Source organism: Lentibacillus kapialis (assembly GCF_014646635.1).
Taxonomy (GTDB): domain Bacteria; phylum Bacillota; class Bacilli; order Bacillales; family Amphibacillaceae; genus Lentibacillus; species Lentibacillus kapialis.
Window position 1 is genome coordinate 1 of record NZ_BMNQ01000012.1, and the last position, 23,118, is coordinate 23,118.

Below are 23,118 nucleotides of genomic sequence, written 5' to 3' on the forward strand. Positions count from 1 at the left end.
GGGGCTCGCGCGAAATCTCGGGGGTGTCGCGCGATTTCGGCGGGGGCTCGCGCGAAATCCCGGGGGTGTCGCGCGATTTCGGCAGGGGCTCGCGCGAAATCTCGGGGGTGTCGCGCGATTTCGGGGTGTGCTCGCGCGAAATCCCGGGGGTGTCGCGCGATTTCGGCGGGTGCTCGCGCGAAATCCCGAGGGTGTCGCGCGATTTCGGGGTGTGCTCGCGCGAAATCTCGGGCGTGTCGCGCGATTTCGGTGGGTAGCGTGCTTTTTCCTTTTAATAGAAAATTTTCGGCGGCTGCCGAAAATCAACACCTTATAGGTTACTTTTTGAATCTATAGTAGTTATTTTTCTGCTTTGAAAAAATGCTGCACCATTCTTTTTAATTTGCTGAAGGTTTTCATAGAACAAGTAAGCTATTATTAACAAAAGCGGTGTAAAGAGAATGTTCCAAATCAACGTTTCTTGTATCTCTTCTACGCCTATTCGTGATATAAAAATTCTAACCGTCTTCATAATAAATACATGCGACACATAAACACCCACCGCCCGAGATCCAATTTTTGATATTAGTGTACCTTTTCCAATCGAATTATACTTCATAATGAACATAAACAAAATAACGACTAACGGAATGGTCGTCAGATAATAATCACCGGTGTTACCTCCAAACTGCTTAATGGTAATATTCCCCTCCAGAGCCTGCAGCAGTGGCAGGATGACAAGCAAAGCCCCGTAAAGCAAGTCAGGAATGCTGTTCGCTATTTTGTTCAGCTGATCACCATAGCGGGCAAACAACGCTCCCAAACTCGTATAGAACAACCCGAAAAACAATGCATCCCTTGTATCGAGTGGCACATCCGCTAAAAATGAATACGATTGCCCAGAAAGGCCATATATATTCAAACCTAGACTAATAACAAAAAGAACACGCACAAGTCTTGCTTTTGCAAAAATGAAAAGCATTGCTACAGACCATATCAGTGCAAGCAAAAACCACAAATGATACTGATTATGCCCTGAACCATAGTAAAACGTTTCCCATGACAAAAAGCTTTCAATATAATCATGATACATGACCATAAGCGCTGCCTGGTTTTTTTCCGTTTCAATGATATTGATTGCCAGATCAAAGCAGAAATAAAATACAAACCATGCAGCCCATAGTTTGATTAGTTTTACCATGTACTTTTTTGCATAGTGCAGCTGTGCTTCAAATCCTTGCAGCGTATCCAACTTTTGAAAGAACAAATATCCGGAAACCGTAAAGAAAAATGGGACAGCAAATCTCGCTACTGTATTGATAACAAAATCAATTGTTTCGCCGTCAATTCCACTCTGTACATCTCTTAGTGTACCTGTGTGGATACATACCACAGCAAAAATGGCGAAAAATTTTACAAAATCAATACTATAATGGCGCTCCATCACGATGTACATCTCCCTGTCATATTTCGTCTATTTAAACTATTCGAGATAGCAGTTTTAAAACAGGGTGGAATGGGAATTACATTTCAATTAAAAAAAGCCACCGTCTGTAACGTGGCTTTTACATATTGATATCTTTTTTTTCTTCCAGGTCTTTCTGCAATTCACTCAAATACGCCTTCAGCGGCTCGCGTAAATCATCGCGCGATAAGGCAATTTCAATCGTTGTCTGAATAAAGCCAAGTTGTTCGCCGACATCATAGCGTCTGCCTTCAATTTCAAGGGCGAACACACGCTGGATTTTATTCAATTCCTGGATGGCATCCGTCAGCTGGATTTCCCCGCCGGCGCCAATTTTTTGCTGTTCGAGGAAATCAAAAATCTGCGGTGTCAGGATGTACCGACCAATAATTGCCATATCGGATGGTGCGGTGCCCTGCTTTGGTTTCTCAACAAAGTTCTTCACCTGATGCAGGTTACCGGACTTTTCAAATGGATCAACAATCCCATAACGATGCGTCTCATCTTCCGGTACTTTATGTACGCCGATGATCGAGCTTTGCGCTTTTTCGTATTCACGGATCATTTGACTCAAACCCGGCGTACCACTTTCGATGATATCATCTCCTAAAAGTACCGCAAACGGCTCCTCGCCAATAAACTTGCGTGCGCACCAGACTGCATGTCCCAGCCCCTTAGGCTCTTTTTGCCGGATATAATGGATATCAACATTGGCTGACTTCTTAATCCGCTCCAGCTGCTCAAATTTTTCCTTTTTCATCAGGTTATCTTCCAGTTCAAGCGAGTGGTCAAAATGATCCTCAATTGCACGCTTCCCTTTCCCCGTGACGATAATGATATCTTCAATACCTGATTCAATAGCCTCATCGACAATATATTCGATTGTTGGTTTGTCAACGATTGGCAGCATTTCTTTCGGCATCGCCTTTGTGGCCGGCAGAAACCGTGTCCCAAGACCCGCTGCAGGTATAATCGCTTTTTTGATTTGCTGCATAATGATACCTCCTTATTTGGTTCTATTGTAGCTGAACTTTTGAACAAGTGCATGGATTGAGCTGATTTGTACCATGATGGTTGAATAGGGTATGTACGGGGATTTGGTCACAGATGGATCCCGGCCGATATTTATCAACGGTTGCGACGCAGGGAGGATTAATGGCTGACGTTCGTAATGGTCCTGGATCCAACGCAGTTACCGTCCCCTCTTCCGCTTACTGAACGTTTTTCCCACTGTATCCAGAAACGGTTTTTTGCCACCCATGACAAGGCCCCCAATCTCGGCAAAAATATGCAGCAAAAACAGAACCAGAAACGTGATGACGAGTGCTGTCGTCAGGCTGGCGTAAGAAAACAGGATGGCCATAAAGCCAAACAGGACGCTGAACGCGTAAATGATCAGCACCGTTTTTCGGTGGCTAAATCCCGCTGCAATCAATCGATAGTGAATGTGCTTGTTATCCGGCATCATGATCGGCTCTTTATTATAGGCACGTCGGGTGATGGCAAACAGTGTATCAAAGATCGGTACCGCCAGTACGATAACCGGAATGATAAAACTGAACAGGGCAATGTTTTTGAACAAACCAACGATGGAAACAACGGCAATCATATAGCCCAAAAAGTTCGATCCGGTGTCGCCCATATAAATGTTAGCCGGGTAGAAATTGTGATACAAAAAACCAAGGTTCGCACCAATCAGGATGACGCACAAGTAAGCAGCCAGAATCTTGACATCAATCACCGCCATAACCAGCATGCTTGAGAGTGCAATTGTCGAAACACCTGTCGCAAGCCCGTCCAGTCCGTCGATCAAATTAATCGCGTTCGTGATACCGATGATCCATAGCACTGTTATCAGCACACTCATAAATCCCAGATCAATCATACCAATGATCGGGAGTGTAATCCGGTCGATGATTAACCCGGATGAAATAAGAAATGACGCAGCGATAAGCTGACCGGTCAATTTGACGACGGGCCGAATAGCAAAACGGTCATCCAAAGCGCCGGTAATAAGAATGACAATGCCGCCCAGTATGATCTCCGGCAAATGCGGGTGACGCGGCTGCAAATAGAGCCCACCCAAAAGGACTCCCGCAAATATCGCCACACCGCCCAGCCTTGGTGTAACCTTTTTATGGATTTTCCGATAGTTCGGCAGGTCAACCGCTTTAAGTTTGATGGCCAGTTTTTTGACGGGATTGGTTAACAAAAAGGCCGAAATGAGGGCGATTAAAAACGCAATCGCCAAATCGGTATAATTAAACATGATTGGTCTCCTTGGAATGGCTATATCGAACGATGTCATTATTGTTTAAATTATAGCGGAATATAGCCGGATGAGGCAAATTTATTCACATTTCGTCACGATACTGAAGTTGCCAATGCCCGCTTGAGACTTATTTCGACAACCATCATGTCCGGTTCACTTTTTTGATAGCCAAACGTCTCCCGTCGGAATGTCAGGCATGAAGCTACGGCGGGTATGCTGTTATGTTGGCTCACACCTTTCCTAACCCATCCATCATGATGTCGATGGTCTGTTTTATCTCCGCTTCATCATCCCAATTCTGATCCGGCTTTAACATGAACCGTGTCATCATGAATCCCAGTATGGTAGATACTATGGTGCGGATAATCGTCTCGTTCGGCATATCCTTAAGCTCACCTTTTTGTTTGTAAAAATCGATTGCCTGATTAAGCGCCGGATAAACTTTTTCAGAAAACTGCTGCTTATACACAGTCTGGATTTCCGGGTGAAACGCCAGTTCCTGCAGCAGGATTCTGATCAGCGGAACGTTGGATTGTGCAAATTCAAAGCGGTTTTTGATGAACGCGTAAAGCAATTCTTTAAAGGTCGCATATGCCTCGCGGAAAACTTGAGCAACGAATTGTTCAGCAAATAATGGTGCCGAAAAATTTGAAATAACAGGCGTCACGATTGCAACAAGCAAATCTTTTTTCGTGCGGTAGTGGCGAAAAATCGTCCCCTCAGCGACACCCGCCCGATCGGCGATTTCACTTGTCGATGTATTGTAGTAGCCTTTTTCGGCAATCAGTTCAACCGCCGCCCTTAGAATGTCAATCTGTTTTGGCGTCATATTTTTTTCATTGCGTAATGTATCCATCATATCCGACATGCTCATTGCCTCCTGTATGTATATCAATTTTACTGGTCAAAGGGTCGAAATGCGCCCCACTGCATTACAGTGTCCGATGCCGCTTAAGTGCGATGATATTCAATGTGATGAAGCCTGCTGAAAAACCGATCAAAGCGGCCATATCCGTGATAACTGTGTTCAATCCCGCACCCCTTATCATAATGGCTTTCAATGCGTCCGCCCCAAACGTCAGTGGCATGATGTGTCCAATCGCATTGATCCAATCAACCGATTCGATCGGAAAAACGCCGGAGAAAAACACTTGGGGGACGATGACAACCGGGATGAACTGGATCATTTGGAATTCGTTTTTGGCGTATGCCGACAGCAGTGTTCCCAGGCTCAGGGCCGTGATAGCCAGCAGAAATGCAATCACCAGCACCGACAGGAATGACCCCGCCATATAAATATCCAGCACATAGATGGAAAATGCCGCTACAATAATAGATTGAATGATGATAAAAAGACCGAAACCGAGCAGATAGCCGGCAACGATTTCCCAACGCCGCAATGGGGTGGCCATCATCCGCTCCAATGTGCCTTGTGTGCGTTCGCGCAAAAATGACACACCACCGATAATAAAAACGAAAAAGAACACAAAAAAGCCGATCAGGACGGAACCGGTATTATCAAACAGGTTTAAATCGGATGATCCGTGCAGAAACGACAGCTCCATATCGGGCGCCTTGGGATTCATTTGTTTGACCGCACTGCTGACAACATTCCGGACAGCTGATGTTGCGGTGGGGTTGCTTCCCTCCATCGTCAATTCCGGTTTGCTATGTTCGAATGATAGATGAGCATCAGCATCTCGTTCCTCCAGCGCTTCTTTACCATGCCTTTCATCCGTGGTCAACATATCGACGTCCTGTGCCTCCAGAGCTTCCTGCATAGGCTGTGGCGCATTGGTGACAGCGATTGTCGGAACATAATCGTCCATATCGAGAACAAGCCATAGCAGCGTCATCACCAACAGCGGTGCAATCATCATGAGTGCGATGCTGCGTTTATCACGTAAAAACTGCCGGATGATCCGTTTAACGATTGCCTGTATGCGCATAATCAGCACCTCCAAAATATAAAAATGCGTCTTCAAGCGTTTGTGTACCGCTTTTTACCCTTAAATCCTCCGGGTTGCCCTGGGCGATGAGATAACCCTCCCGCAGAAGTGCCAGATTATCGCATTTTTCCGCCTCATCCATGACATGGGTCGTGATAATAATCGTCGTTCCCGCTTGCTGCATTTTTCGGAAGGCTTCCCAGATCGATGCACGAAGAACGGGGTCAATGCCGACGGTCGGCTCATCCAAAATCAGCAATTTGGGCTGGTGGAGCAAGGCAATCGCCAGAGACATGCGCCGTTTCATGCCGCCTGAGAATGTTTCCAGTGTCTGATCCAAAACGTCTGACAAGTTGACAAGCTCGGACACTTCAGCAATTCGTTCCTTCTGTTTCTGCTTGGGGAGTTGATACAATGCTGCAAAAAATTGCATGTTTTCTCTGGCGGTCAATTCATTATACAAAGCATCAGACTGGGCCATATAGCCAATTTCCGACATCAGTTTGAATGAAGGCATTGGTTTATCCTCGATTTGGACGGTTCCACTGCCAGGTGTCAAGAGACCAATGATAATTTTCACAAGCGTTGATTTGCCTGAACCGGATGGCCCGAGCAGCCCAAACAACTGCCCCTCCGGAATGGCGAGATTCACATCTTTTAAGACCAATTTTTTATTATAGCTATGCTGCACGTTTTCCAGTTTAACAACATCAGACATATGCACCCCTCCCATTGGTGGATGTTTTGAATATTTGTGAGTGATTATGAGTTATAGTAAGTAGTTGTGAGTGATTGCGAGTGATTGTGAATTATAGTAAGTGGTTGTGAGTGATTACTCACTATAATACTGTATTCATTTATATTTGTAAATATGGCCCTTTTAGTGGTAGTGGCGAAATCATAAACATGCTGTTGCAGGCATAAATATTACGGGACAAAAGTTTTGATAACAGGGGGAAGCACTATGCAATTCTATTACGGCAAGCAGATGCCGCTTCGAGTGCTTGATGAAACGGAATTCTGGAAACAGCAGGAAGCAGAGCATACAGTGGTCATGCGGGAACTGGTCACCAATCTGGAGGAAGAATACATTGAAGCCCTGAAACGCTGGGAGCAAGAACTTGACGCCTCCCACCAACACGTCAAACGCTTTATCGAGACAGTCATCAGAAGCCACAACACCATCTCGCCCGCGCTCCATCAACAAGTGCTCGAACTCGTATCATTCTGTCTGCAGGAGTCGGTCGCTTTTATTCAATTTTGCAGACAGATCAAAAACGGGAGCTCTGCCGTTTCAAGCAACCCAACAGCCAAAGTCGTGATTGATCACATTATTGATGAATCGGAATATTTTATAGGCATCGCACAGACTATTTTGTACGAGCAGAACTAAATAAGAGAGGGGATGGGGTGGCGGTCCGCCCGGGTCGGGGATGCCATCGCTCAAGTTCGGGGTGCTCTCGCACGAGTTCGGGACGCTCTCGCACGAGTTCAGGGCCTTCTCGCACGAGTTCAGGCCGCTCTCGCTCGAGTTCAGGGTGCTCTCGCACGAGTTCGGGACGCTCTCGCACGAGTTCGGGGTGCTATTGCATACGTTTTACCTTCCAAAACGAGCTGTAAAACATTATAATGTGAACAGAAAGGTGGTGCGGCTAATGGATCGTGTGTTAATTGCGAAGGTGTGTATGCTGGCCGGGAAGATCATGCTTGAAAGCGGTGCGGAAACATATCGTGTAGAGGATACGATGAACCGGATCGCATCCGCTACTGGTTTGGAAAATGTGCAGAGCTATGCAACACCGACCGGGATTAATTTTTCAGCCGATTTTGCTGCTGTGACCAATTTTATCCGTATTGAAAACCGCTCGACGGATCTACATAAAATTGCGGACGTCAACAGTATCTCACGTGATATTACGTCGGGCCGCATCACTATCAATCAAGCACTTACACGTTTAAATGATGTTGATCACAAACGCCTGCCCTTCCCTTATTGGATGCAGATCGTCGCTGCTGCGTTTGTCAGCGGTAGTTTTTCATTTATGTTCGGGGGCAGCTGGTTAGATATCATCCCTTCGTTTATCGCCGGCGGAATAGGGTATGCTATCATGGCCGTGGCAGCAAAATGGGTGGCGATCAGCTTCATAGCCCATTTTACAGCTTCGTTTTTCATCGGATTGATCGCGATACTGTTTATAGCAAACGGATTAGGCAGCAATTTGGACAAAGTAATCACCGGCGCCGTGATGCCGCTCGTGCCGGGACTACATATCACAAATGCTGTCCGTGATTTGATGGCCGGACATCTTGTGGCAGGGGTGTCCAAAGGTGTCGAATCTTTATTGACTGCTTTTGCCATCGGTGCAGGCGTTGCGGTTATATTTGCATTTTAAAAAGCTTAATTGCTGTGAAGAACTTTTTGATAAACTTCCAAGGGAGCTATTCTTATGATAACAGCTCAGCTGATAACCAGTTTTATTGCAGCAGCAGGATTTGGGGTGCTGTTCAATGCACCAAAAAGAGCCCTCATCCAATGCGGCATTGTCGGCATGTCAGGGTGGATTTTGTTTTATTCACTCTCAACTGCCGGCATGGATATTGTACCCGCAACGGTTTTTGGAGCGATACTTGCGGGAATCCTCAGCCAAATTTGCGCAAGAATGTTTAAAATGCCGGTGATCATCATCAGTGTTTCCGGAATTATTCCACTTGTTCCCGGTGGGGTTGCCTATGATGCCATGCGCCATTTTGTAGAAAATGATTACTATACGGCTGTCCAATTATCGGCAAAGGTGATGCTCCTTGCCGGTGCAATTGCCATCGGACTGATGTTTTCAGAGGTGGCAAACCAGATTATGCGAAAAATGAATCCGAAAAACGCTGCATCATAGTATCACGCAGCACGTTACTGTTTATGGAGCGCAGCGTCGATAAGCAATACAATCGCAGTAATGATGTGCATGATCATGCCAAGAATGGGAATGACACCAATAAACGAGGTTACCATACCGAGAACGCTCCCCGCGATGCTTCCCTTTTCATTTCGTGCGATAATCAGCGTGACAAGATGGAGGATAAACATGACAAGCAGAGCTCCCCATGATGTACTGAGGATAAACGAACCGCCGATAAGCGGGATTCCCAAAAACGCCTCACACCCGCCGGTTATCCATTTCATAATTCTGGAAGACGACATAACTTTGCCTCCATTCACTATTTCTATTCCTATCATACCATATTATTATATGCATTCATTCGTTCAATAACCAAATCGCATCAAAGCGTCGCGCGATTTTGTGTAGTTGTCGCGCGAATTCGGGACGTTCTCGCGCGAAATTGCGGTGGCCTCGCGCGAATTCGGGCCGTTCTCGCGCGAAATTGCAGTGGCCTCGCGCGAATTCGGGCCGTTCTCGCGCGAAATTGCAGTGGCCTCGCGCGAAATTGCGATGGCCTCGCGCGATGTGATGACTACCTCGCGCGAATTTCCAAAAGCAATTTGTTTAATAGATTCTCGTCTTCTTAACCCAGCATTTGGGCTCTTTCAAATATATTAAGCCGCTTTTTTGCAGAACTCTGGTTGCAGTACTCCTTGAATTCAGTCCAAGCAGCCACATGCATTCGGTGTTGGTTATGGACCCATTTAATAACACATAATCATGAACTTCTTTCACATGTGCATAATAGCTTTTGTGCCTGCATTTTCTGCAAATCCATCCGCCATGAATGCGCTGCATCCCGCGTATCCCGCATCCGGGGCAAAAGACTCCCGGAAGCAAATTTCTGCATGTCAGACCAAATTGCCCCATAATATCCATATCATATACGCCACATTCATGTAAAATCATTTTACCTATCTGATAATCAGGAAGTTTAGGCTTTCCTGCTTGAGCAAGTTCCTGATCCTTCTCGATAATCATGCCGGGAATGCGCGCTGCGTGTGCAACCACTTTTGAAATGGCCTCGCGATCCCCGTCTACCTTGATGATGGTTGTAGGATCCGCTATAGCGATAAAGTAATAAATAGGAATATGTGTGAGTCGATGTTTTAGGAGCCAATTCCGGAGATGAAATTTCTGAGTTTCCGTTTGGGTAATGGGATAATTAAAACCTGATTCAACATTGCCATCATCTCGGATGAGTTGTTTGAGGATGGAATCAAATATAATGGTTCCCATATAATTTTTCGTTTCAATTATGAAAATACCGTGATTACCTGCAATAAGAGAATCAATTTGGAAGTTTTTACTGTTATTGTGGAGGTAGACGTCATCGAGAAGTGTATATCGGCTTGCTAAAATTTCGAGGTGATAATCAACCTTGATTTCGCCTGAATAACCGCGTCCCTGCTTTTTAGCTTCTTCTTTCATCTCAGGGAGCCGTGGGAATTGCGGGGATAATCTTGGAATGATCACATCAAGTTTTCGGAGTGGAAGAGGTTTCGATCGTTTTTTAATTTTCATTTTATGCTCCTTTTATTTAGTTTTTAGGGTTCAATATGACTATAGCACATTTATCAGGATAAAGTATATATTCAAAATGAAGATTTTCGGCAACCGCCGAAAATCAACGTTATTGAAAGTTTGTGCGCTGAACAATTTTCCACCTCGCGCGAAATTGCGGGGGTCTCGCGCGAAATCAGGCCGTCCTCGCGCGAATTCCCGGGTGCCTCGCGCGAAATCAGGCCGTTCTCGCGCGAATTCCCGGGTGCCTCGCGCAAAATCAGGCCATCCTCGCGCGAATTCCCGGGGGTCTCGCGCGAAATTAAGCCGTCCTCGCGCGAATTCCCGGGTGCCTCGCGCGAAATCAGGCCATCCTCGCGCGAATTCCCGGGTGCCTCGCGCGAAATCAGGCCATCCTCGCGCGAAATCGGGCCGTTCTCGCGCGAAATCAGGCCATCCTCGCGCGAAATCGGGCCGTTCTCGCGCGAAATCAAGCCGTCCTCGCGCGAATCGCCACCCTCCTTTCAATGCCCAGCAAGCAACAGGAGCTCCCCGCCTCGGCGGGGAGCTCTCCTTCAGCGATTATTCAGCTTTTTTGCGTCGGCGTGTTATTTTTGCTGTCAGATCATCAAACAATGTGTAGACGACCGGTATCAGCAATAATGTGAAGATACTCGAGATAGTCAGGCCGAAGATGATCGTTACAGCTAATGGTTGCTGCATTTCGGCCCCTTCACCCAGCGCAAGTCCGAGCGGCACCATAGCGAGAATCGTCGTTAGCGTCGTCATCAATATTGGACGCAGACGGCTCGGGCCGGCTTCCAATATCGCTTGGTAGCGGTCTTTGCCTTCCCGCCGGACAATATTGATATAGTCAACGAGCACGATTGAGTTATTGACGACAATTCCTGCAAGCATGATCACTCCGATAAATGCCGGGATGCTCAGCGGCAGACCGGTTATGAATAATCCGCCCAATACACCGACAACCGTTGCCGGCAGTGAAAACATAATAATGAACGGGAACAGGAAGTTTTCAAACTGGACCGCCATCACGGCATAGACAAGGAATATCGAGAATACAAGTGCAATAGACAAATCCCTGAATGAATCGGCCATATCCTGCGCTTGCCCGCCGATTTCATAACTGTAACCCTCAGGCATGCTCATGTGATTCAATTTCTGTTTAACATCACTCATAACGCTTCCTAAATCACGGTCAAGAATTTCTGAGGTCACGTTTACTTGCGGCTGCTGATTTTCACGCTGTAGTGTGACCGGACCTTGAACCTCTTTTAAGGTGACCAGTGATGACAGTGGAACGGCAGCACCGCTCTCGGATTGGATGCTCATGTTTTCCACATCACTGATTGTACGCCGTTCTTCCTCCGGATACATCAGCGTCACATTCATTTCGTCGCCTTCTTCACGGTACTGTGCAGCTGTCTGTCCCGTAAATTGGAGCTGAATCTGACTGACAATCTGTTGTTCTGTCAGACCGTACATAGCAGCTTTTTCTGAATTGACGTTGATGCTCATCTGCGGAACGCCTTCTTCAGCTGATGATGTCGCATTATGAACGCCGTTAACCTCGGAAATGGTGCCAGTCACTTCATCGGCTAACTCGCGGAGCACCTCGTGTTCCGGCCCTTTCAGGCTGATTTGAACCGGATCCCCTGTTCCCGCGGCACTGTTTGTTGCCGTGACGGATATTTCTGCTCCCGGAACGGCAGACAAATCATCACTGATAGATTCCACAACATCATCTGTATTTTTTGTCCGTTCAGACGCTGGGATCAGCTGCAGCATGTATGTTGCCTGATTGCCTGACGATGCCATTGGTGCACCGCCCCCACCACTTCCGCCGACATTCAGATAACTCGTTTCCAGAAGATCATCATACGCCTCTAACTCTCTACTGACTTGTTCCGTCACATCCTGTGTATGGGCCAGTGAACTTCCCGGTGCGGTTTCGACCGTTATCTGAAGCTGTCCTTGATCGGATGACGGGATAAACGAAGCACCGATCATTGGGGTGAGCGCAAGGCTTCCGGCAATGACGGCAAGCGTTCCAAATACAGTTGTTTTCCGGTGTCCAAGCACCCATTTCAGAACGCTGCGATACCCATTATTCACACGGTCCAGCACGCGGTTGAACCAATAACGCCTTCCACTTTCCTGCGTTGCTTTGGCCAGTAGTTTTGATGAAAGCATCGGGACCAGTGTCACGGCGACAATGAGTGATGCAATCAACGAGAATGATACGGCCAGTGCCAATGGTGTGAACATATCAGATGCGATACCCTCAACAAAGACCATCGGCAGAAAGACAACCAATGTCGTAGTCGTGGAGGCAATAACGGCCGGGGCCAGTTCAGAAGCACCCTTAATGGCTGATTCCATCAGCGAATAGCCACGCTGCCTGTACGTATAAATATGTTCGAGTATAACGATTGAACTGTCGACCATCATTCCAAGTCCGAGCGCGAGTCCGCCCAGTGTGAGCACATTCAGCGTTTCACCGGTAAAATACATTAGCGTAAATGTGGAGATAATGGCAATTGGAATCGATAGACCGATAACAATCGTCGCGCGCAGACTCTTCAAAAACAGCAATAAAATCAGGAACGAAATAATGCCACCGATCAAAATGTTCTGTACGACCGAGCTAATCGACATTTTAATGTACTCAGACGTGTCAATGATAACATCCGACTGCACATCTGAAGGCAGTTCACCTTCCAGTTCTTCCATGCTGTCATTGATATTGTTTGCCACTTCGACCGTGTTGGCATCAGTCTTTTTCATGATGGACAACACAACAGCGGATTCACCATTCACCAGTGTTTCGCCTGATGATTTTTTGTACGTATCGTTTACTTCCGCAAGCTCGTCGACGTGAATGGTACCGCCTGATTCGGTCTGGACAATCGTTTCTCGAATATCGTCGACCGATTCAAATTCGCCGGTCACTCTCAGTTGCAGATCCTTGTTCCCTTTTTCAACGTCACCGACTGAAGCCGATTGGTTCGAGCTGTTCAAGGCTTGTGTAATCGTTTGTGCCGTCACACCATACTGCTGCATTTTAGACTGATCAAGCACAATTTGGATTTCGCGTTCTTTTGCCCCCTCAACGGTGACAGATGCTACACCGCTCTGGCGTTCAAAAAACGGCACGATCTGATCGTCGGCAACCTTTGTCAGTTCCGAAGCTTGATCCCCTGTCAGACCAACCCACATAACGGGCAGCTGATCAGGACTAAACCGCATGATGCTCGGCTCGCCGGCTTCATCCGGGAGCATGCCCTTGACTTGATCAACACTTTCGCGTACGTTGAGCAAGGCCTGATCAAGATCGGTTCCATTATTGAACATCATGACCACAAGGGAGGAACCCGACTGTGACTGCGATTGTACAGTCTGAATCCCTTCCACCGAACTGACCGAGGACTCAATTGGCCGGCTGATTAAATTTTCGACTTCCTGTGGTGCGGCATCTTCATACGATGTTGCGACAACGGCAATCGGCAAATCAATTTTCGGAAACAGATCGACATTCAAATTGCGCAGTGACACCGTACCGAGGGCGATGATCGCCAGGACGATCATAATCACACCGACAGGCCGTTTAACAGAGGTATTGACGAGCTTCAAGATTTATCCTCCCCTTCAATGACGTTGACTTCCATGCCATCCGACAGGGTCAATAAGCCATTGACAACGACCTGATCGCCTTCAGCGACATCACCTTTGACAGCTGTCTCCTCGGACTGGCTTTCTTGAATCGTCACGTTCGTTTTCACCGCCTGATTGTCCTTTACAACATACACAAACGTCTCACCGCTTTCGGTGACAATGGCTTCAGTCGGCAGGATCATTGTATCTTTTACTCGGTTTTCCGGCACTTGCAAATTGGCTACGGTACCCGTTGTAATATGGCCGTCGCCGTTGCTGATGTCGGCTTCTACCGGATAAAGGCCTGTATCATTGGGCATGGAGGCGACAGACGTGATCTCAGCTTCATATTCCTGATCATCAATCGTCACCGGATACGTATCCCCTGTTCCCAGTAAATCCAGTGTTTCCGCGGCAACCGTCAGATTGATCGTCAGCGGATCAAAATCGGCAATGATCATAAGCGGGCCGGAATCAGGTGAGGCCATCGCTCCCTCTTCCGCCGTCAATTGAGCAATTTCACCTGCCTTGGAGGCATTGATATGTTGACTGCCTGCAGCTGTTTTAACGGTTGCCAGATGCTCATCCTCTTCCACGGTATCGCCATTTTCAACCTTGAGTTCGGTGATTTCCCCTGCAGACTGTAGTGTCACCGGTGTTGTGCTGCCCGGCTCAGTGCGGCCGTATAGTGATTTTTTGATGACCAGATCACCACTTGCTGCTTTGGCCGTTTCCACCGCCGTGGGCTGTTCCTCCTGTTCTTCATTGTCGTCTTCGTTCTGACTGCATGCAGCAAGCATACTTATCAGTACAATTGCCGCTGCCGTTAGAAAAAATTTTCGCATGGCTGTATCTCCTCTTTTTTCGTTTTATGTAATGGCTGTTTTTTGATAAGTTGTTGACTAACCCGCAGATCATCTGTCATAGGTCAGTAGCCATAACTTTTCACAAAACGGGCCGGTCTAATCAAGCAAATCGATGTGTAAGCGACGTGCCATTTCCTGACATTCCGTTCTAAATTCCGGGATGCGTTGAAAATGAACCAGCATCCCCTGAATCATTGCCTTCTGCGGACATTCTTTCACCGCTTCATTTCGGATAATTTCGAGGATCTCTTTCAGTTCACTCGCCTTTTCTTCAGATAATTCCAGTGTAGCGATCTTAGTTTTCATAGTGTTTAAGATAGCGGTAATGGCGTCCTGGTCCTGATGAGCTGCGTAGGTATGTGCCGTGACCAGCGGTGTTTCATTCCGCTCCACCAAACCGTTAATTAGATCATCCATTCTTCGTACGATATAAGCCCCTAATCGGTTCCCGTCGATTTGGATTCCGTCTATGATAATCCATTTGAAGTAACTGTTAATCAGTCCTTCAAGCTGGATGATGATATCCGGGTCATATGGTTCCATTTGCTCTTTGTAAATGGTCATAACATTTCGCCGCAGCCAGTGAAAATTCTGGTCGTTTATTTTCTTAATGAAAGCATCCGTGTTTTCTCCGATTGAAATAGTTTGAGTAAGATGCATGGTAAGAAAATCTTTGTATTGATAAATGTAGGTTGTCACCACGTCGATTTGTTTGGCGAAACTGTCGCGCGCCTGCAAATCTTCCTGTTCGACGTGCTCAATCCTGCGGTTAATTTCGTCATGATAGTATTGAAACGCGGTCATGATAAAGTCCTTTTTGGATTGGAAATACAAATAAAAGGCGCCTTTGGAGACGCCCGCACCCTCTGCAATCGCTTCAACCGAGGTCATATGGTAACCTTTTTCAGCAAACAATTTCATCCCGGCTTCAATCAATTTTATTTTTTTCGCATTCACTGTGAACACCCAGTTTCATATTTATTAAGTCAGAATTATATTACTAACCAGTCAGTCATTTTTCCATTCTACATGGCTCAGTGTGAAAAGGCAAGGATTGGAACCGAGATACGGGAAAGTTTATAATAAAGGTCTCCACCAGAATGGACCGCCGCCAAAAAAGAATGAACGATTCATTCTGGCAATGATTTCGCCTGTCCGCTTATATTGCATGTCAAAAGCGGATTCTGAAACATTAACAAACAATCCGGTGCCATCATGGAACGACACATAGGTCCTGTTATCACACTGCTCAAAATCATTGATCTGGTAAAAGGAAATCCAGACATTATTCTTGTTTTTTGATGCGCACGTCGGTAACATATAGACCCCTTTTTCAGGAACGACCGGTACCGGCACTTTGCTGTTCAGTTTTAAGAGACCCTTCATTGAGTCACGCCGGCCTTTTAATGTCGACCCATTTAATATGCACGTATTATTGATAATTTGATCCGGCCTGTGTACCGAATTCCGTTCGTTTGACTCCTCAAGAATACGTGACTGATAATAGGATGAATCTTCTCTTAGTATAGCTTGCGTACGCTCGGTGATTATGTATAACGGTGATGAAAAGTTTTGTGCCATGAACTTTCCCCCCTCAAACGCTTTATATTAAATGGTGTATTCGTGACCATTGTACTACTATCCTACATATTTAGCTATCAAAATTGGAAAATTTTATAAATATTTTGCATATATTTCATTTCTTATGTTCGGAGAGTTACTCTATAGGCAAACGGATATAGGAAAAAATGGGTAAAGGACGGTCCGGTCTCTCTTTCCATATTCGTCAGAGAAATTCCGATGATGTGTATTCTTGTCTATATATGGCTTTACAATATTCTGGATACATCTATCCCCTACAATGTTCACAGCTGAATTTTGCCAAGAACTATTTCGGAAACATATTACGACGGCTCTTACCCATAACTGTCACAGGCTCGTAATCCACAGAAGCGCATGACGGCAGAGAGGAGCCGCTTAAACGGGAGTATTCATAGCCTAACGGATCCTGATTCCGCTAAATGGGCATAAATGACTTTATTAAGTGGTGTCATGAATCCTCATTCCGTTATTTAAGTAAAAACAGGGCAAAACTAAGGCGAAAAGAAGAAATAGCGGCATGAGAATCCGCTAACGTGCTGGAAAAGTCTTAATTGACACAAATAACGGAATGAGGATCCACTAAAGTTGGGTTTTCCGGGCCTGAGCCCTCGTTCCGCTATTCAAGCAAAATTCGGGGCGAAAAAAGGGAATAACGGGGCAGAATTGTTCATTGAACTGCAAACAATTTATCTAACGTTTGACCTTACACCGGATACGATATTTAATCACGCCTTAATTTCCGAACCTATTCTTAAGGTCATATTAGAAAAACGCGGCATTCGCCTTGTCTTATAGCGAATGCCGAAGCTTTTCTTATAAGGTCATCCATCATTTATACTTTCTGACGTTACTAAAAATCCCCTTTCGCGAAAGGGGATTCAATGCCGTCGAACCTTTACTTATTGTCTTCTTCTTTATCCATCGGGTTATCTTTATTGTTATCATTCGGAGTGCCGTCATTATCGTTTTGATCGTTGCCGTTCATGCCGTCCTGGTTTGTATCTGTTCCATCTTCGTTTGTGCCGTTATCGTTGTCGTTATCCAGCTGTGGATCATCCTGGTTTTCACCGTTCATATCCGGATTATCTTCCTCCTGGTTCAGCGGCGCTTCGTCTTCATTATCGCCGGCCGGATCTTGCTGCTCATCATTTCCGCAGGCGGCAACAAGTGACAATGCCAAAATGGGTGCTCCAAATTTTATCAGCCATTTACGCTGTATCATGTTATCCCTCCTTTTCAAGTTCACTTTCGTTTATAGCTTAACCGTTTTCTTAGAAGTGATACTTGTTTTTTTGAAAATGATTTTTAAGAGGCAGTGCGATAGGTTGAGGGAAATAGAAAAATTCCCCACAGCTTAGGTGGGGAACCTACAGACATGTTATTTTATTCTGTACATAACTGGCATTAAGACCCCCACTTCAAGCTTGTGAAGGAAAGCCAAAAAAAATGAGCGGGAATCCGACTGTCCATTAGTGCCTGATTGGTTCAACTAACATTCCGTGGGGAAAACCGCCCCACGGAATGAAGTTTCGACTTTTCCACGCATCTTATGGTCTGTAAGCCGCCAAAAAACGCCGGCTAACTGACCATTAGTGCCTGATTGGTTCAACTAACATTCCGTGGGGAAAACCGCCCCACGGAATGAAGTTTCACTTTTCCACGCATCTTATGGTCTGTAAGCCGCCAAAAAACGCCGGCTAACTGACCATTAGTGCCTGATTGGTTCAACTAACATTCCGTGGGGAAAACCGCCCCACGGAATGAAGTTTCACTTTAAGGCAAAGGTGATTTCGCCTTCTGCGGCTACTTCGCCGTTGACGGTTGCAACACCTTTGCCTTTGCCGACCGGACCTTTCAAGCGGATGATCTCGACTTCCAGATGCAGCTGATCGCCCGGCTTTACCTGGCGTTTAAACCGACATTTTTCAAGTCCTGCGAGAAAACCGACCTTGCCCTGGTTTTCTTCAATGCCAAGCACGCAAATCGCGCCGGCCTGTGCCAGTGCCTCAACAATCAACACACCGGGCATGACCGGATAGTCAGGAAAATGTCCCTGGAAAAATGGCTCATTTGCCGTCACATTCTTGATTGCTTCAACCCGCTTGCCCTCTTCTATTTCCGTTACTTTATCAACCAGTAAAAATGGATAGCGGTGTGGTATGGTCTCCTTGATTTGGTCGATATCCATGCAATCGCTCCTTTATATATGTAAGATATTGTTATTATAAGAGGTTGTTCAAAAAGTCCGGTAAACATGACACTTCGAATTTCTTCGTTGGCTTGTTTCTCCGCTCCTTGGAAAAGAAAAACACTTTTCCTGCGTGCGAAGCGGATTCAGGGTAGCCTTACTTGTGCTCATGTATCTAAAGGCATACATTCCGCTGCTCGAAACTGCGCCGTCTCGAACTTCTTGGTCCTTTTTATCCTCCTTTTTGAACACGCACTATAACAGAGGCGCGCTGTTTTCAAGGGGAATTTCGGCATAAAACATGCCCGTGTGGAGCGGGCATGTTTCGTTTTATAACGTCAGAAAGTATAAATAATGGATAACTTTAATGGAAAAATTTCAGCACGCGCTATGAGACGAGGCGAATGCCGCGTTTTTCTATTTTTTCACCACGATATCGATAATATGCTGCCATGTTTCCCACTTCAATGCGTCAGTCGGGTTACCGTCCCCAATCACACCATAGCCAACCATCACACCCACCAGAAGTGCGATTACCGAAAGAACGAGCACAACAATAAGCCGCAGCCAGATGGGAAAAATGCGGCGGCGCGGTTTTTTGTTTTGGCGCTTTTCCTCTTTCCGCTTTTTCCTTTGTTCTTTCCGTGCCGCTTTATCTGTTGAGATTTCCCCCTGCTGTTTCTGATCTTCGCGCGTCACCTTGTCCGGAGTCTGTTCCTGCTGTTGTTCTTTTTCCTGTACTGCTGCATTACTGTGTTCTTCTGTTTTTTCTTTTTCGTCTGTTGGCATGGCATGTTTCTCCTTACATCTGTTGTTGCATATGACTCATCGCTGTCCGGATTTTTTAATCGTATTAGGGCTTTATATTTCGAATCCCTGTTTGCCGAATTTCATTATCATTATGATTTACATTACCACGACAGTCCAAATGTTGTCCATTTTACTGAATTGGCTCGATTCACCCGGCGCGGCTGACAAATACGGTACTCACTAAGGTCTGCACAAAGGATGCTTTTGCGCGTACAGACGTGCTCGCCAGCTGCCGTTTTACCAAAGTAATGAATCAATCAGACAATCTTTTTCCGTTCAATTTTGTCAATATTCTCCAGCATGATGCCGGTTCCTTTGGCAACACAATCCATTGGGTCCTCAGACAGGAGGACGGGGACTTTCAGTTCATCAGCAAGCAGTCGGTCAATTCCGTGTGTCAACGCACCGCCGCCGGTCAAAATAACCCCGCGATCGATGATGTCAGCCGACAATTCAGGCGGTGTCTTCTCCAGCACCTGCTTGGCAGCGTGTACGATAATAGAAACCGGCTCCCGTAGTGCTTTTTCAATTTCCTCTGAATGAACTGTAATTGTACGCGGCAAACCGGTCATCATATCACGACCGCGAATCTCCAGTTCCTCCTCGCGCGAACCTGCCCAGACAGTTCCCACATGAATTTTGATTTCCTCAGCCGTCCGTTCGCCAATCAGCAGTTTATACTCTTTTTTGATGTATTGCAGAATCTCCGCATCAAATTTGTCCCCGGCCATTTTAACCGTTTCAGCCGTTACGATATTACCCATCGACAACACCGCAGCATCCGTTGTGCCGCCGCCGATGTCCACAATCATGTTCCCGCTCGGCTGGTAAATCTCCATACCCGCACCGACCGCGGCCACTTTCGGTTCTTCTTCCAGATAAACTTTTTTGCCACCGGATTTTTCAGCCGCTTCTTTTATCGCCTTCTGTTCGACTTTCGTAATATTTGTCGGACAGCAAATCAGCATCGTCGGTTTGGAGAAAAACCCTTTAACATTTATTTTATCAATAAAATGCCGCAGCATTGCTTCTGTCATATCAAAGTCGGCGATCACACCATCTTTTAATGGACGGATCGCATCAATATTGCCAGGCGTCCGCCCCACCATGCGGCGCGCCTCCTCCCCGACCTCAAGCACGCGGCCGGTATTGTTATCAATTGCCACAACGGAGGGTTCATTCAACACAATTCCTTTTCCTTTTAAATGGATCAACACATTGGCCGTACCCAGGTCAATTCCGATATCCCTCGAAAACATTTATTTAATCCTCCCTGATATCAAATACTTCTCGTATCCATATGTAAACACATTACCGCTAATATTATATTTTACCACAAAACATTATATATAACTTCCATTTGCATAAAAATGCTTAGGAAAAATTCACTATGCAGCGGAAGTGTGTGACATCAAACCTGAAGAGGATACGAGGTCGGAAATAGCTGCCCTAATAGCCCTAGAGACGGGGTGATAATGTGGTTTTCCGGAACATGTTTGCGCTCTCCGGAACATGTTCGTGCTCTCGGGAACATGTTTCAGCTCTCGCGCCCATGTTTGCGCTCTCGGGAACATGTTTCAGCTCTCGGGAACATGTTTGCGCTCTCGGGAACATGTTTCAGCTCTCGCGCCCATGTTTCACCGTTCGGAACATCCTCGCTTTTCAATTTTAGATGAGTCTCATAATATTTTTAAAATAAATGCATTCTTAGCAGGAAATCGTATAAATATGTCGAATAATAAATTGATCAATCATTTTCAATAAGGAGTGATGACTTGTTCCCCACTACAATCATGCAACGAAATAAGCCACACGAGCTGCTAGCTTATGAAGCGCTGTTCAGGCGTATCCTGAAACAGTATCGGCACCATGAAGCCATCGTTTCAGAATACAAACGAGCCAAGGCAGGTTATGATGGCGAGAAGAATGTTGACTACAAACTTTCCACTTATCCCTGCAAAGATTTCTTCGTTTTTCAAGGTGTCCGGTTGGAAAACCCTCCATTTTATTTTCAAATTGATTCGCTAATCCTGACAAAAAAGGCTCTTTATATACTTGAGATAAAGAATCAGAAAGGAACTTTTAAATACGATTCCGAACAACGACAATTAACGCAGTCCGTAAATGGTGAAATAAAGTCGTATAAAGATCCGATTTTACAAGCGGAAGCGCAAAAAACACATTTGCAGAGTTGGCTTGCACAGCATAATATCTTCAATATTCCGATTGAAACGCTCGTTGTTGTTGCTTACCCCTCAACTGTTATTGAAAATGTCACAAAAGATGCGGATGTTTATAACAAGATCATTCATAATGAAAGCCTCCACCATCAACTTGACAGACTTAGCTCAAATTACACAAAGGACATCCTTACCAATTCAGATATCAAAAAATTGTGCCAGATTTTAATAAAGGGAAACATGCCGCTCCGAACAGATATCTTGCATTCGCACAATATAGGCGAACACCATCTGATAAAAGGCATACCTTGTGAAAAATGCGATCAATATCCGATGAAACGCCTATACAAAAAATGGCAATGTCCTCGGTGCAATGCCATCAGTTACAACGCCCATGAACGTGTTATTCTTGACCTTTTTCTTCTGCATGGCCCTACAATCACGAATAAACAATGCCGAGAATTGCTGCAAGTTGCTTCCAGAAAAACAATATATGTCATTTTAAACTCGATGAATCTCAAACATTCTGGCAATAATAGTGCCAGAGTTTACTACTCGCCATCGATTCAAGATTTTCCGCAACACTCATCAATACCTATCAAATTTAATAATGACTTTGCGAAACAGAGCTTATATTAATATGCTAAAGGGTTGGTTCATGGCACTCTCGCGCCCATGTTTGCGCTCTCCGGAACATGTTTCGGCTCTCGGGAACATGTTTGTGCTCTCCGGAACATGTTTCAGCTCTCGGGAACATGTTTGCGCTCTCGGGAACATGTTTCGGCGCTCGGGAACATGTTTGCGCTCTCCGGAACATGTTTCGGCTCTCGGGAACATGTTTGCGCTCTCGGGAACATGTTTGTGCTCTCCGGAACATGTTCGTGCTCTCGGGAACATGTTTCAGCTCTCGCGCCCATGTTTGCGCCCTCCGGAACATGTTCGCCGTCTTGTCGCGCGTCCATCACGGCCAGCCAGGCATCACAAAACCCGGCCGTACTATCAGGGCCGGGTTTTTCCAAAGTAGCTGCACCTCCTCCTTAGATGTAGACTATAGTGGTGTTGTGGTGTAACCACCTCCTTTAGTGGTCATCAATTGTGTTGATTTTCACTTTATCCTACTGGCTTGAAGGTGGGGTCCTCTGTTTTGCTATCATTTCTGTATTTGGTGCGTGTTGCTTCGCCTCCGCGGAGATGACGGATTGATTTGTTGTAATCGAGTACATCTTTGACCTGGTTATAGAGTTCGGGATCTATTTCTGGCAAGCGTTCTGTTAAGTCTTTGTGGACTGTGCTTTTGGAGACACCAAATGCTTTGGCAATCAATCGGACAGTTTTCCTCGTCTCCACGACATATCTGCCTATCCTGATTGTCCTTTCTTTGATGTAATCGTGCACACCATTCGCCTCCCTAAGTTGGATATTTCCGAGGTGTGGTTTGAGACAAGGTGATACATGTTACACTGTTCACTTATCTTCTGGACAATTCTTATGTGCAGCTCTGGCTGTATTTTATTTACAGGATCAACTGAAAAAAACCCCTTCGCATATGATGTTTGTATGTATTGGATGACAATTCGGATGGCTGGATGGAAAGCTACACAAGCTCTCACCTCAGACGATTCTGAATGCTTGGTTTGTAACATTTTATTAAAGTTAAGGGAGGATTATGATTAAATTCGCACTTTGGTGAAAT

24 protein-coding genes are annotated in these 23,118 nt (G+C 45.8%); 7 read left to right on the top strand and 17 right to left on the bottom strand.

The window, feature by feature from the left end; all coding sequences use genetic code 11:
- Positions 1–257 (top strand): hypothetical protein (locus tag IEW67_RS06500; protein WP_229671690.1); only part of this gene is annotated, 257 nt, incomplete at its 5' end.
- Between the two features lie 53 nt (positions 258–310).
- Here IEW67_RS06500 and IEW67_RS06505 read toward each other — a convergent pair.
- The 6 genes from IEW67_RS06505 to IEW67_RS06530 all read right to left on the bottom strand — a co-directional run bounded on the left by IEW67_RS06505 (position 311) and on the right by IEW67_RS06530 (position 6,383).
- Positions 311–1,423, bottom strand: coding sequence for an acyltransferase (locus tag IEW67_RS06505; RefSeq protein ID WP_229671691.1), 1,113 nt, complete (start codon positions 1,421–1,423; stop codon positions 311–313).
- Between the two features lie 121 nt (positions 1,424–1,544).
- The gene (gene galU, locus IEW67_RS06510) at positions 1,545–2,438 is read right to left on the bottom strand and encodes a UTP--glucose-1-phosphate uridylyltransferase GalU (RefSeq protein WP_188632252.1); all 894 of its coding nucleotides are present in this window, start codon (positions 2,436–2,438) and stop codon (positions 1,545–1,547) included.
- Between the two features lie 198 nt (positions 2,439–2,636).
- On the bottom strand, positions 2,637–3,713 hold the full coding sequence (locus tag IEW67_RS06515) for a glycosyltransferase family 4 protein (RefSeq protein ID WP_188632253.1): 1,077 nt from the start codon (positions 3,711–3,713) through the stop codon (positions 2,637–2,639).
- Between the two features lie 232 nt (positions 3,714–3,945).
- Complete coding sequence (locus IEW67_RS06520) at positions 3,946–4,584, bottom strand: TetR/AcrR family transcriptional regulator (protein ID WP_188632254.1); 639 nt, start codon at positions 4,582–4,584, stop codon at positions 3,946–3,948.
- A gap of 64 nt (positions 4,585–4,648) precedes the next feature.
- Complete coding sequence (locus IEW67_RS06525) at positions 4,649–5,665, bottom strand: ABC transporter permease (protein WP_188632255.1); 1,017 nt, start codon at positions 5,663–5,665, stop codon at positions 4,649–4,651.
- Complete coding sequence (locus IEW67_RS06530) at positions 5,643–6,383, bottom strand: ABC transporter ATP-binding protein (RefSeq protein ID WP_188632256.1); 741 nt, start codon at positions 6,381–6,383, stop codon at positions 5,643–5,645. The genes IEW67_RS06525 and IEW67_RS06530 overlap by 23 nt, the downstream gene beginning before the upstream one ends.
- A 246-nt stretch (positions 6,384–6,629) precedes the next feature.
- Here IEW67_RS06530 and IEW67_RS06535 point away from each other — a divergent pair, with 246 nt between their 5' ends.
- The 3 genes from IEW67_RS06535 (at position 6,630) to IEW67_RS06545 (ending at position 8,556) form a co-directional block, all read left to right on the top strand.
- Positions 6,630–7,058, top strand: a complete 429-nt coding sequence (locus IEW67_RS06535) for a DUF2935 domain-containing protein (RefSeq protein ID WP_188632257.1) — start codon at positions 6,630–6,632, stop codon at positions 7,056–7,058.
- Positions 7,059–7,320: 262 nt separating this feature from the next.
- A complete protein-coding gene (locus IEW67_RS06540; protein ID WP_188632309.1) occupies positions 7,321–8,058 on the top strand; it encodes a threonine/serine exporter family protein in 738 nt (245 codons plus the stop codon).
- Positions 8,059–8,112: 54 nt separating this feature from the next.
- Positions 8,113–8,556, top strand: a complete 444-nt coding sequence (locus IEW67_RS06545; protein ID WP_188632258.1) for a threonine/serine exporter family protein — start codon at positions 8,113–8,115, stop codon at positions 8,554–8,556.
- A 14-nt stretch (positions 8,557–8,570) separates the two neighbouring features.
- Here the strand turns inward: IEW67_RS06545 and IEW67_RS06550 are convergent, their stop codons facing one another.
- Entirely contained in the window at positions 8,571–8,861 is a 291-nt protein-coding gene (locus IEW67_RS06550; protein WP_188632259.1) for a hypothetical protein, read from the bottom strand.
- Positions 8,862–8,967: 106 nt separating this feature from the next.
- Between IEW67_RS06550 and IEW67_RS06555 the strand changes: the two genes are divergently transcribed.
- Positions 8,968–9,219 (top strand): hypothetical protein, encoded by a 252-nt coding sequence (locus IEW67_RS06555; RefSeq protein ID WP_188632260.1) that lies wholly within the window; start codon positions 8,968–8,970, stop codon positions 9,217–9,219.
- Here IEW67_RS06555 and IEW67_RS06560 read toward each other — a convergent pair.
- Positions 9,166–10,125, bottom strand: a complete 960-nt coding sequence (locus IEW67_RS06560; RefSeq protein WP_188632261.1) for a nuclease-related domain-containing protein — start codon at positions 10,123–10,125, stop codon at positions 9,166–9,168. The two genes, IEW67_RS06555 and IEW67_RS06560, sit on opposite strands and share 54 nt — an antisense overlap.
- Before the next feature lie 120 nt (positions 10,126–10,245).
- Here IEW67_RS06560 and IEW67_RS06565 point away from each other — a divergent pair, with 120 nt between their 5' ends.
- Complete coding sequence (locus tag IEW67_RS06565; protein ID WP_188632262.1) at positions 10,246–10,767, top strand: hypothetical protein; 522 nt, start codon at positions 10,246–10,248, stop codon at positions 10,765–10,767.
- Here IEW67_RS06565 and IEW67_RS06570 read toward each other — a convergent pair.
- The 8 genes from IEW67_RS06570 to IEW67_RS06605 all read right to left on the bottom strand — a co-directional run bounded on the left by IEW67_RS06570 (position 10,687) and on the right by IEW67_RS06605 (position 20,504).
- A complete protein-coding gene (locus IEW67_RS06570) occupies positions 10,687–13,758 on the bottom strand; it encodes an efflux RND transporter permease subunit (protein ID WP_188632263.1) in 3,072 nt (1,023 codons plus the stop codon). The genes IEW67_RS06565 and IEW67_RS06570 overlap by 81 nt on opposite strands.
- Positions 13,755–14,624 carry an efflux RND transporter periplasmic adaptor subunit gene (locus IEW67_RS06575; RefSeq protein ID WP_188632264.1) on the bottom strand — a complete coding sequence of 290 codons (870 nt, stop codon included), beginning with the start codon at positions 14,622–14,624 and terminating at the stop codon, positions 13,755–13,757. The genes IEW67_RS06570 and IEW67_RS06575 overlap by 4 nt, the downstream gene beginning before the upstream one ends.
- A gap of 117 nt (positions 14,625–14,741) precedes the next feature.
- Entirely contained in the window at positions 14,742–15,602 is an 861-nt protein-coding gene (locus tag IEW67_RS06580) for a TetR/AcrR family transcriptional regulator (RefSeq protein WP_188632265.1), read from the bottom strand.
- A gap of 120 nt (positions 15,603–15,722) precedes the next feature.
- The gene (locus IEW67_RS06585) at positions 15,723–16,226 is read right to left on the bottom strand and encodes a competence protein ComK (RefSeq protein WP_188632266.1); all 504 of its coding nucleotides are present in this window, start codon (positions 16,224–16,226) and stop codon (positions 15,723–15,725) included.
- 916 nt (positions 16,227–17,142) lie between these two features.
- Complete coding sequence (locus IEW67_RS06590) at positions 17,143–17,469, bottom strand: hypothetical protein (protein ID WP_188632267.1); 327 nt, start codon at positions 17,467–17,469, stop codon at positions 17,143–17,145.
- 546 nt (positions 17,470–18,015) lie between these two features.
- Positions 18,016–18,435, bottom strand: coding sequence for a 3-hydroxyacyl-ACP dehydratase FabZ (fabZ, locus tag IEW67_RS06595; RefSeq protein ID WP_188632268.1), 420 nt, complete (start codon positions 18,433–18,435; stop codon positions 18,016–18,018).
- 417 nt (positions 18,436–18,852) lie between these two features.
- Positions 18,853–19,224: a DNA-directed RNA polymerase subunit beta gene (locus tag IEW67_RS06600; protein WP_188632269.1), complete on the bottom strand. Its 372-nt coding sequence runs from the start codon at positions 19,222–19,224 to the stop codon at positions 18,853–18,855.
- A gap of 278 nt (positions 19,225–19,502) precedes the next feature.
- The gene (locus tag IEW67_RS06605) at positions 19,503–20,504 is read right to left on the bottom strand and encodes a rod shape-determining protein (protein ID WP_188632270.1); all 1,002 of its coding nucleotides are present in this window, start codon (positions 20,502–20,504) and stop codon (positions 19,503–19,505) included.
- 516 nt (positions 20,505–21,020) lie between these two features.
- On the opposite strand from IEW67_RS06605, the gene IEW67_RS06610 reads away from it, so the two are divergent.
- Positions 21,021–22,064, top strand: a complete 1,044-nt coding sequence (locus tag IEW67_RS06610; RefSeq protein ID WP_188632271.1) for a nuclease-related domain-containing protein — start codon at positions 21,021–21,023, stop codon at positions 22,062–22,064.
- Between the two features lie 471 nt (positions 22,065–22,535).
- On the opposite strand, the gene spoIIID is transcribed toward IEW67_RS06610, so the two are convergent.
- Positions 22,536–22,820, bottom strand: coding sequence for a sporulation transcriptional regulator SpoIIID (gene spoIIID / locus IEW67_RS06615; protein ID WP_188632272.1), 285 nt, complete (start codon positions 22,818–22,820; stop codon positions 22,536–22,538).
- Positions 22,821–23,118: the final 298 nt, after the last annotated feature.

Excerpts from the sequence above, each read along its gene's own strand:
- IEW67_RS06525 (WP_188632255.1), bottom strand. The coding sequence starts at position 5,665 with ATGCGCATACAGGCAATCGTTAAACGGATCATCCGGCAGTTTTTACGT.
- IEW67_RS06585 (WP_188632266.1), bottom strand. The coding sequence starts at position 16,226 with ATGGCACAAAACTTTTCATCACCGTTATACATAATCACCGAGCGTACG.
- IEW67_RS06600 (WP_188632269.1), bottom strand. The coding sequence starts at position 19,224 with ATGCCAACAGACGAAAAAGAAAAAACAGAAGAACACAGTAATGCAGCA.
- IEW67_RS06505 (WP_229671691.1), bottom strand. The coding sequence starts at position 1,423 with ATGGAGCGCCATTATAGTATTGATTTTGTAAAATTTTTCGCCATTTTT.
- fabZ (WP_188632268.1), bottom strand. The coding sequence starts at position 18,435 with ATGGATATCGACCAAATCAAGGAGACCATACCACACCGCTATCCATTT.
- IEW67_RS06520 (WP_188632254.1), bottom strand. The coding sequence starts at position 4,584 with ATGTCGGATATGATGGATACATTACGCAATGAAAAAAATATGACGCCA.
- IEW67_RS06575 (WP_188632264.1), bottom strand. The coding sequence starts at position 14,624 with ATGCGAAAATTTTTTCTAACGGCAGCGGCAATTGTACTGATAAGTATG.
- IEW67_RS06550 (WP_188632259.1), bottom strand. The coding sequence starts at position 8,861 with ATGTCGTCTTCCAGAATTATGAAATGGATAACCGGCGGGTGTGAGGCG.
- IEW67_RS06535 (WP_188632257.1), top strand. The coding sequence starts at position 6,630 with ATGCAATTCTATTACGGCAAGCAGATGCCGCTTCGAGTGCTTGATGAA.
- IEW67_RS06605 (WP_188632270.1), bottom strand. The coding sequence starts at position 20,504 with ATGTTTTCGAGGGATATCGGAATTGACCTGGGTACGGCCAATGTGTTG.
- IEW67_RS06545 (WP_188632258.1), top strand. The coding sequence starts at position 8,113 with ATGATAACAGCTCAGCTGATAACCAGTTTTATTGCAGCAGCAGGATTT.
- IEW67_RS06540 (WP_188632309.1), top strand. The coding sequence starts at position 7,321 with ATGGATCGTGTGTTAATTGCGAAGGTGTGTATGCTGGCCGGGAAGATC.
- IEW67_RS06560 (WP_188632261.1), bottom strand. The coding sequence starts at position 10,125 with ATGAAAATTAAAAAACGATCGAAACCTCTTCCACTCCGAAAACTTGAT.
- IEW67_RS06515 (WP_188632253.1), bottom strand. The coding sequence starts at position 3,713 with ATGTTTAATTATACCGATTTGGCGATTGCGTTTTTAATCGCCCTCATT.
- IEW67_RS06530 (WP_188632256.1), bottom strand. The coding sequence starts at position 6,383 with ATGTCTGATGTTGTTAAACTGGAAAACGTGCAGCATAGCTATAATAAA.
- IEW67_RS06590 (WP_188632267.1), bottom strand. The coding sequence starts at position 17,469 with ATGATACAGCGTAAATGGCTGATAAAATTTGGAGCACCCATTTTGGCA.
- galU (WP_188632252.1), bottom strand. The coding sequence starts at position 2,438 with ATGCAGCAAATCAAAAAAGCGATTATACCTGCAGCGGGTCTTGGGACA.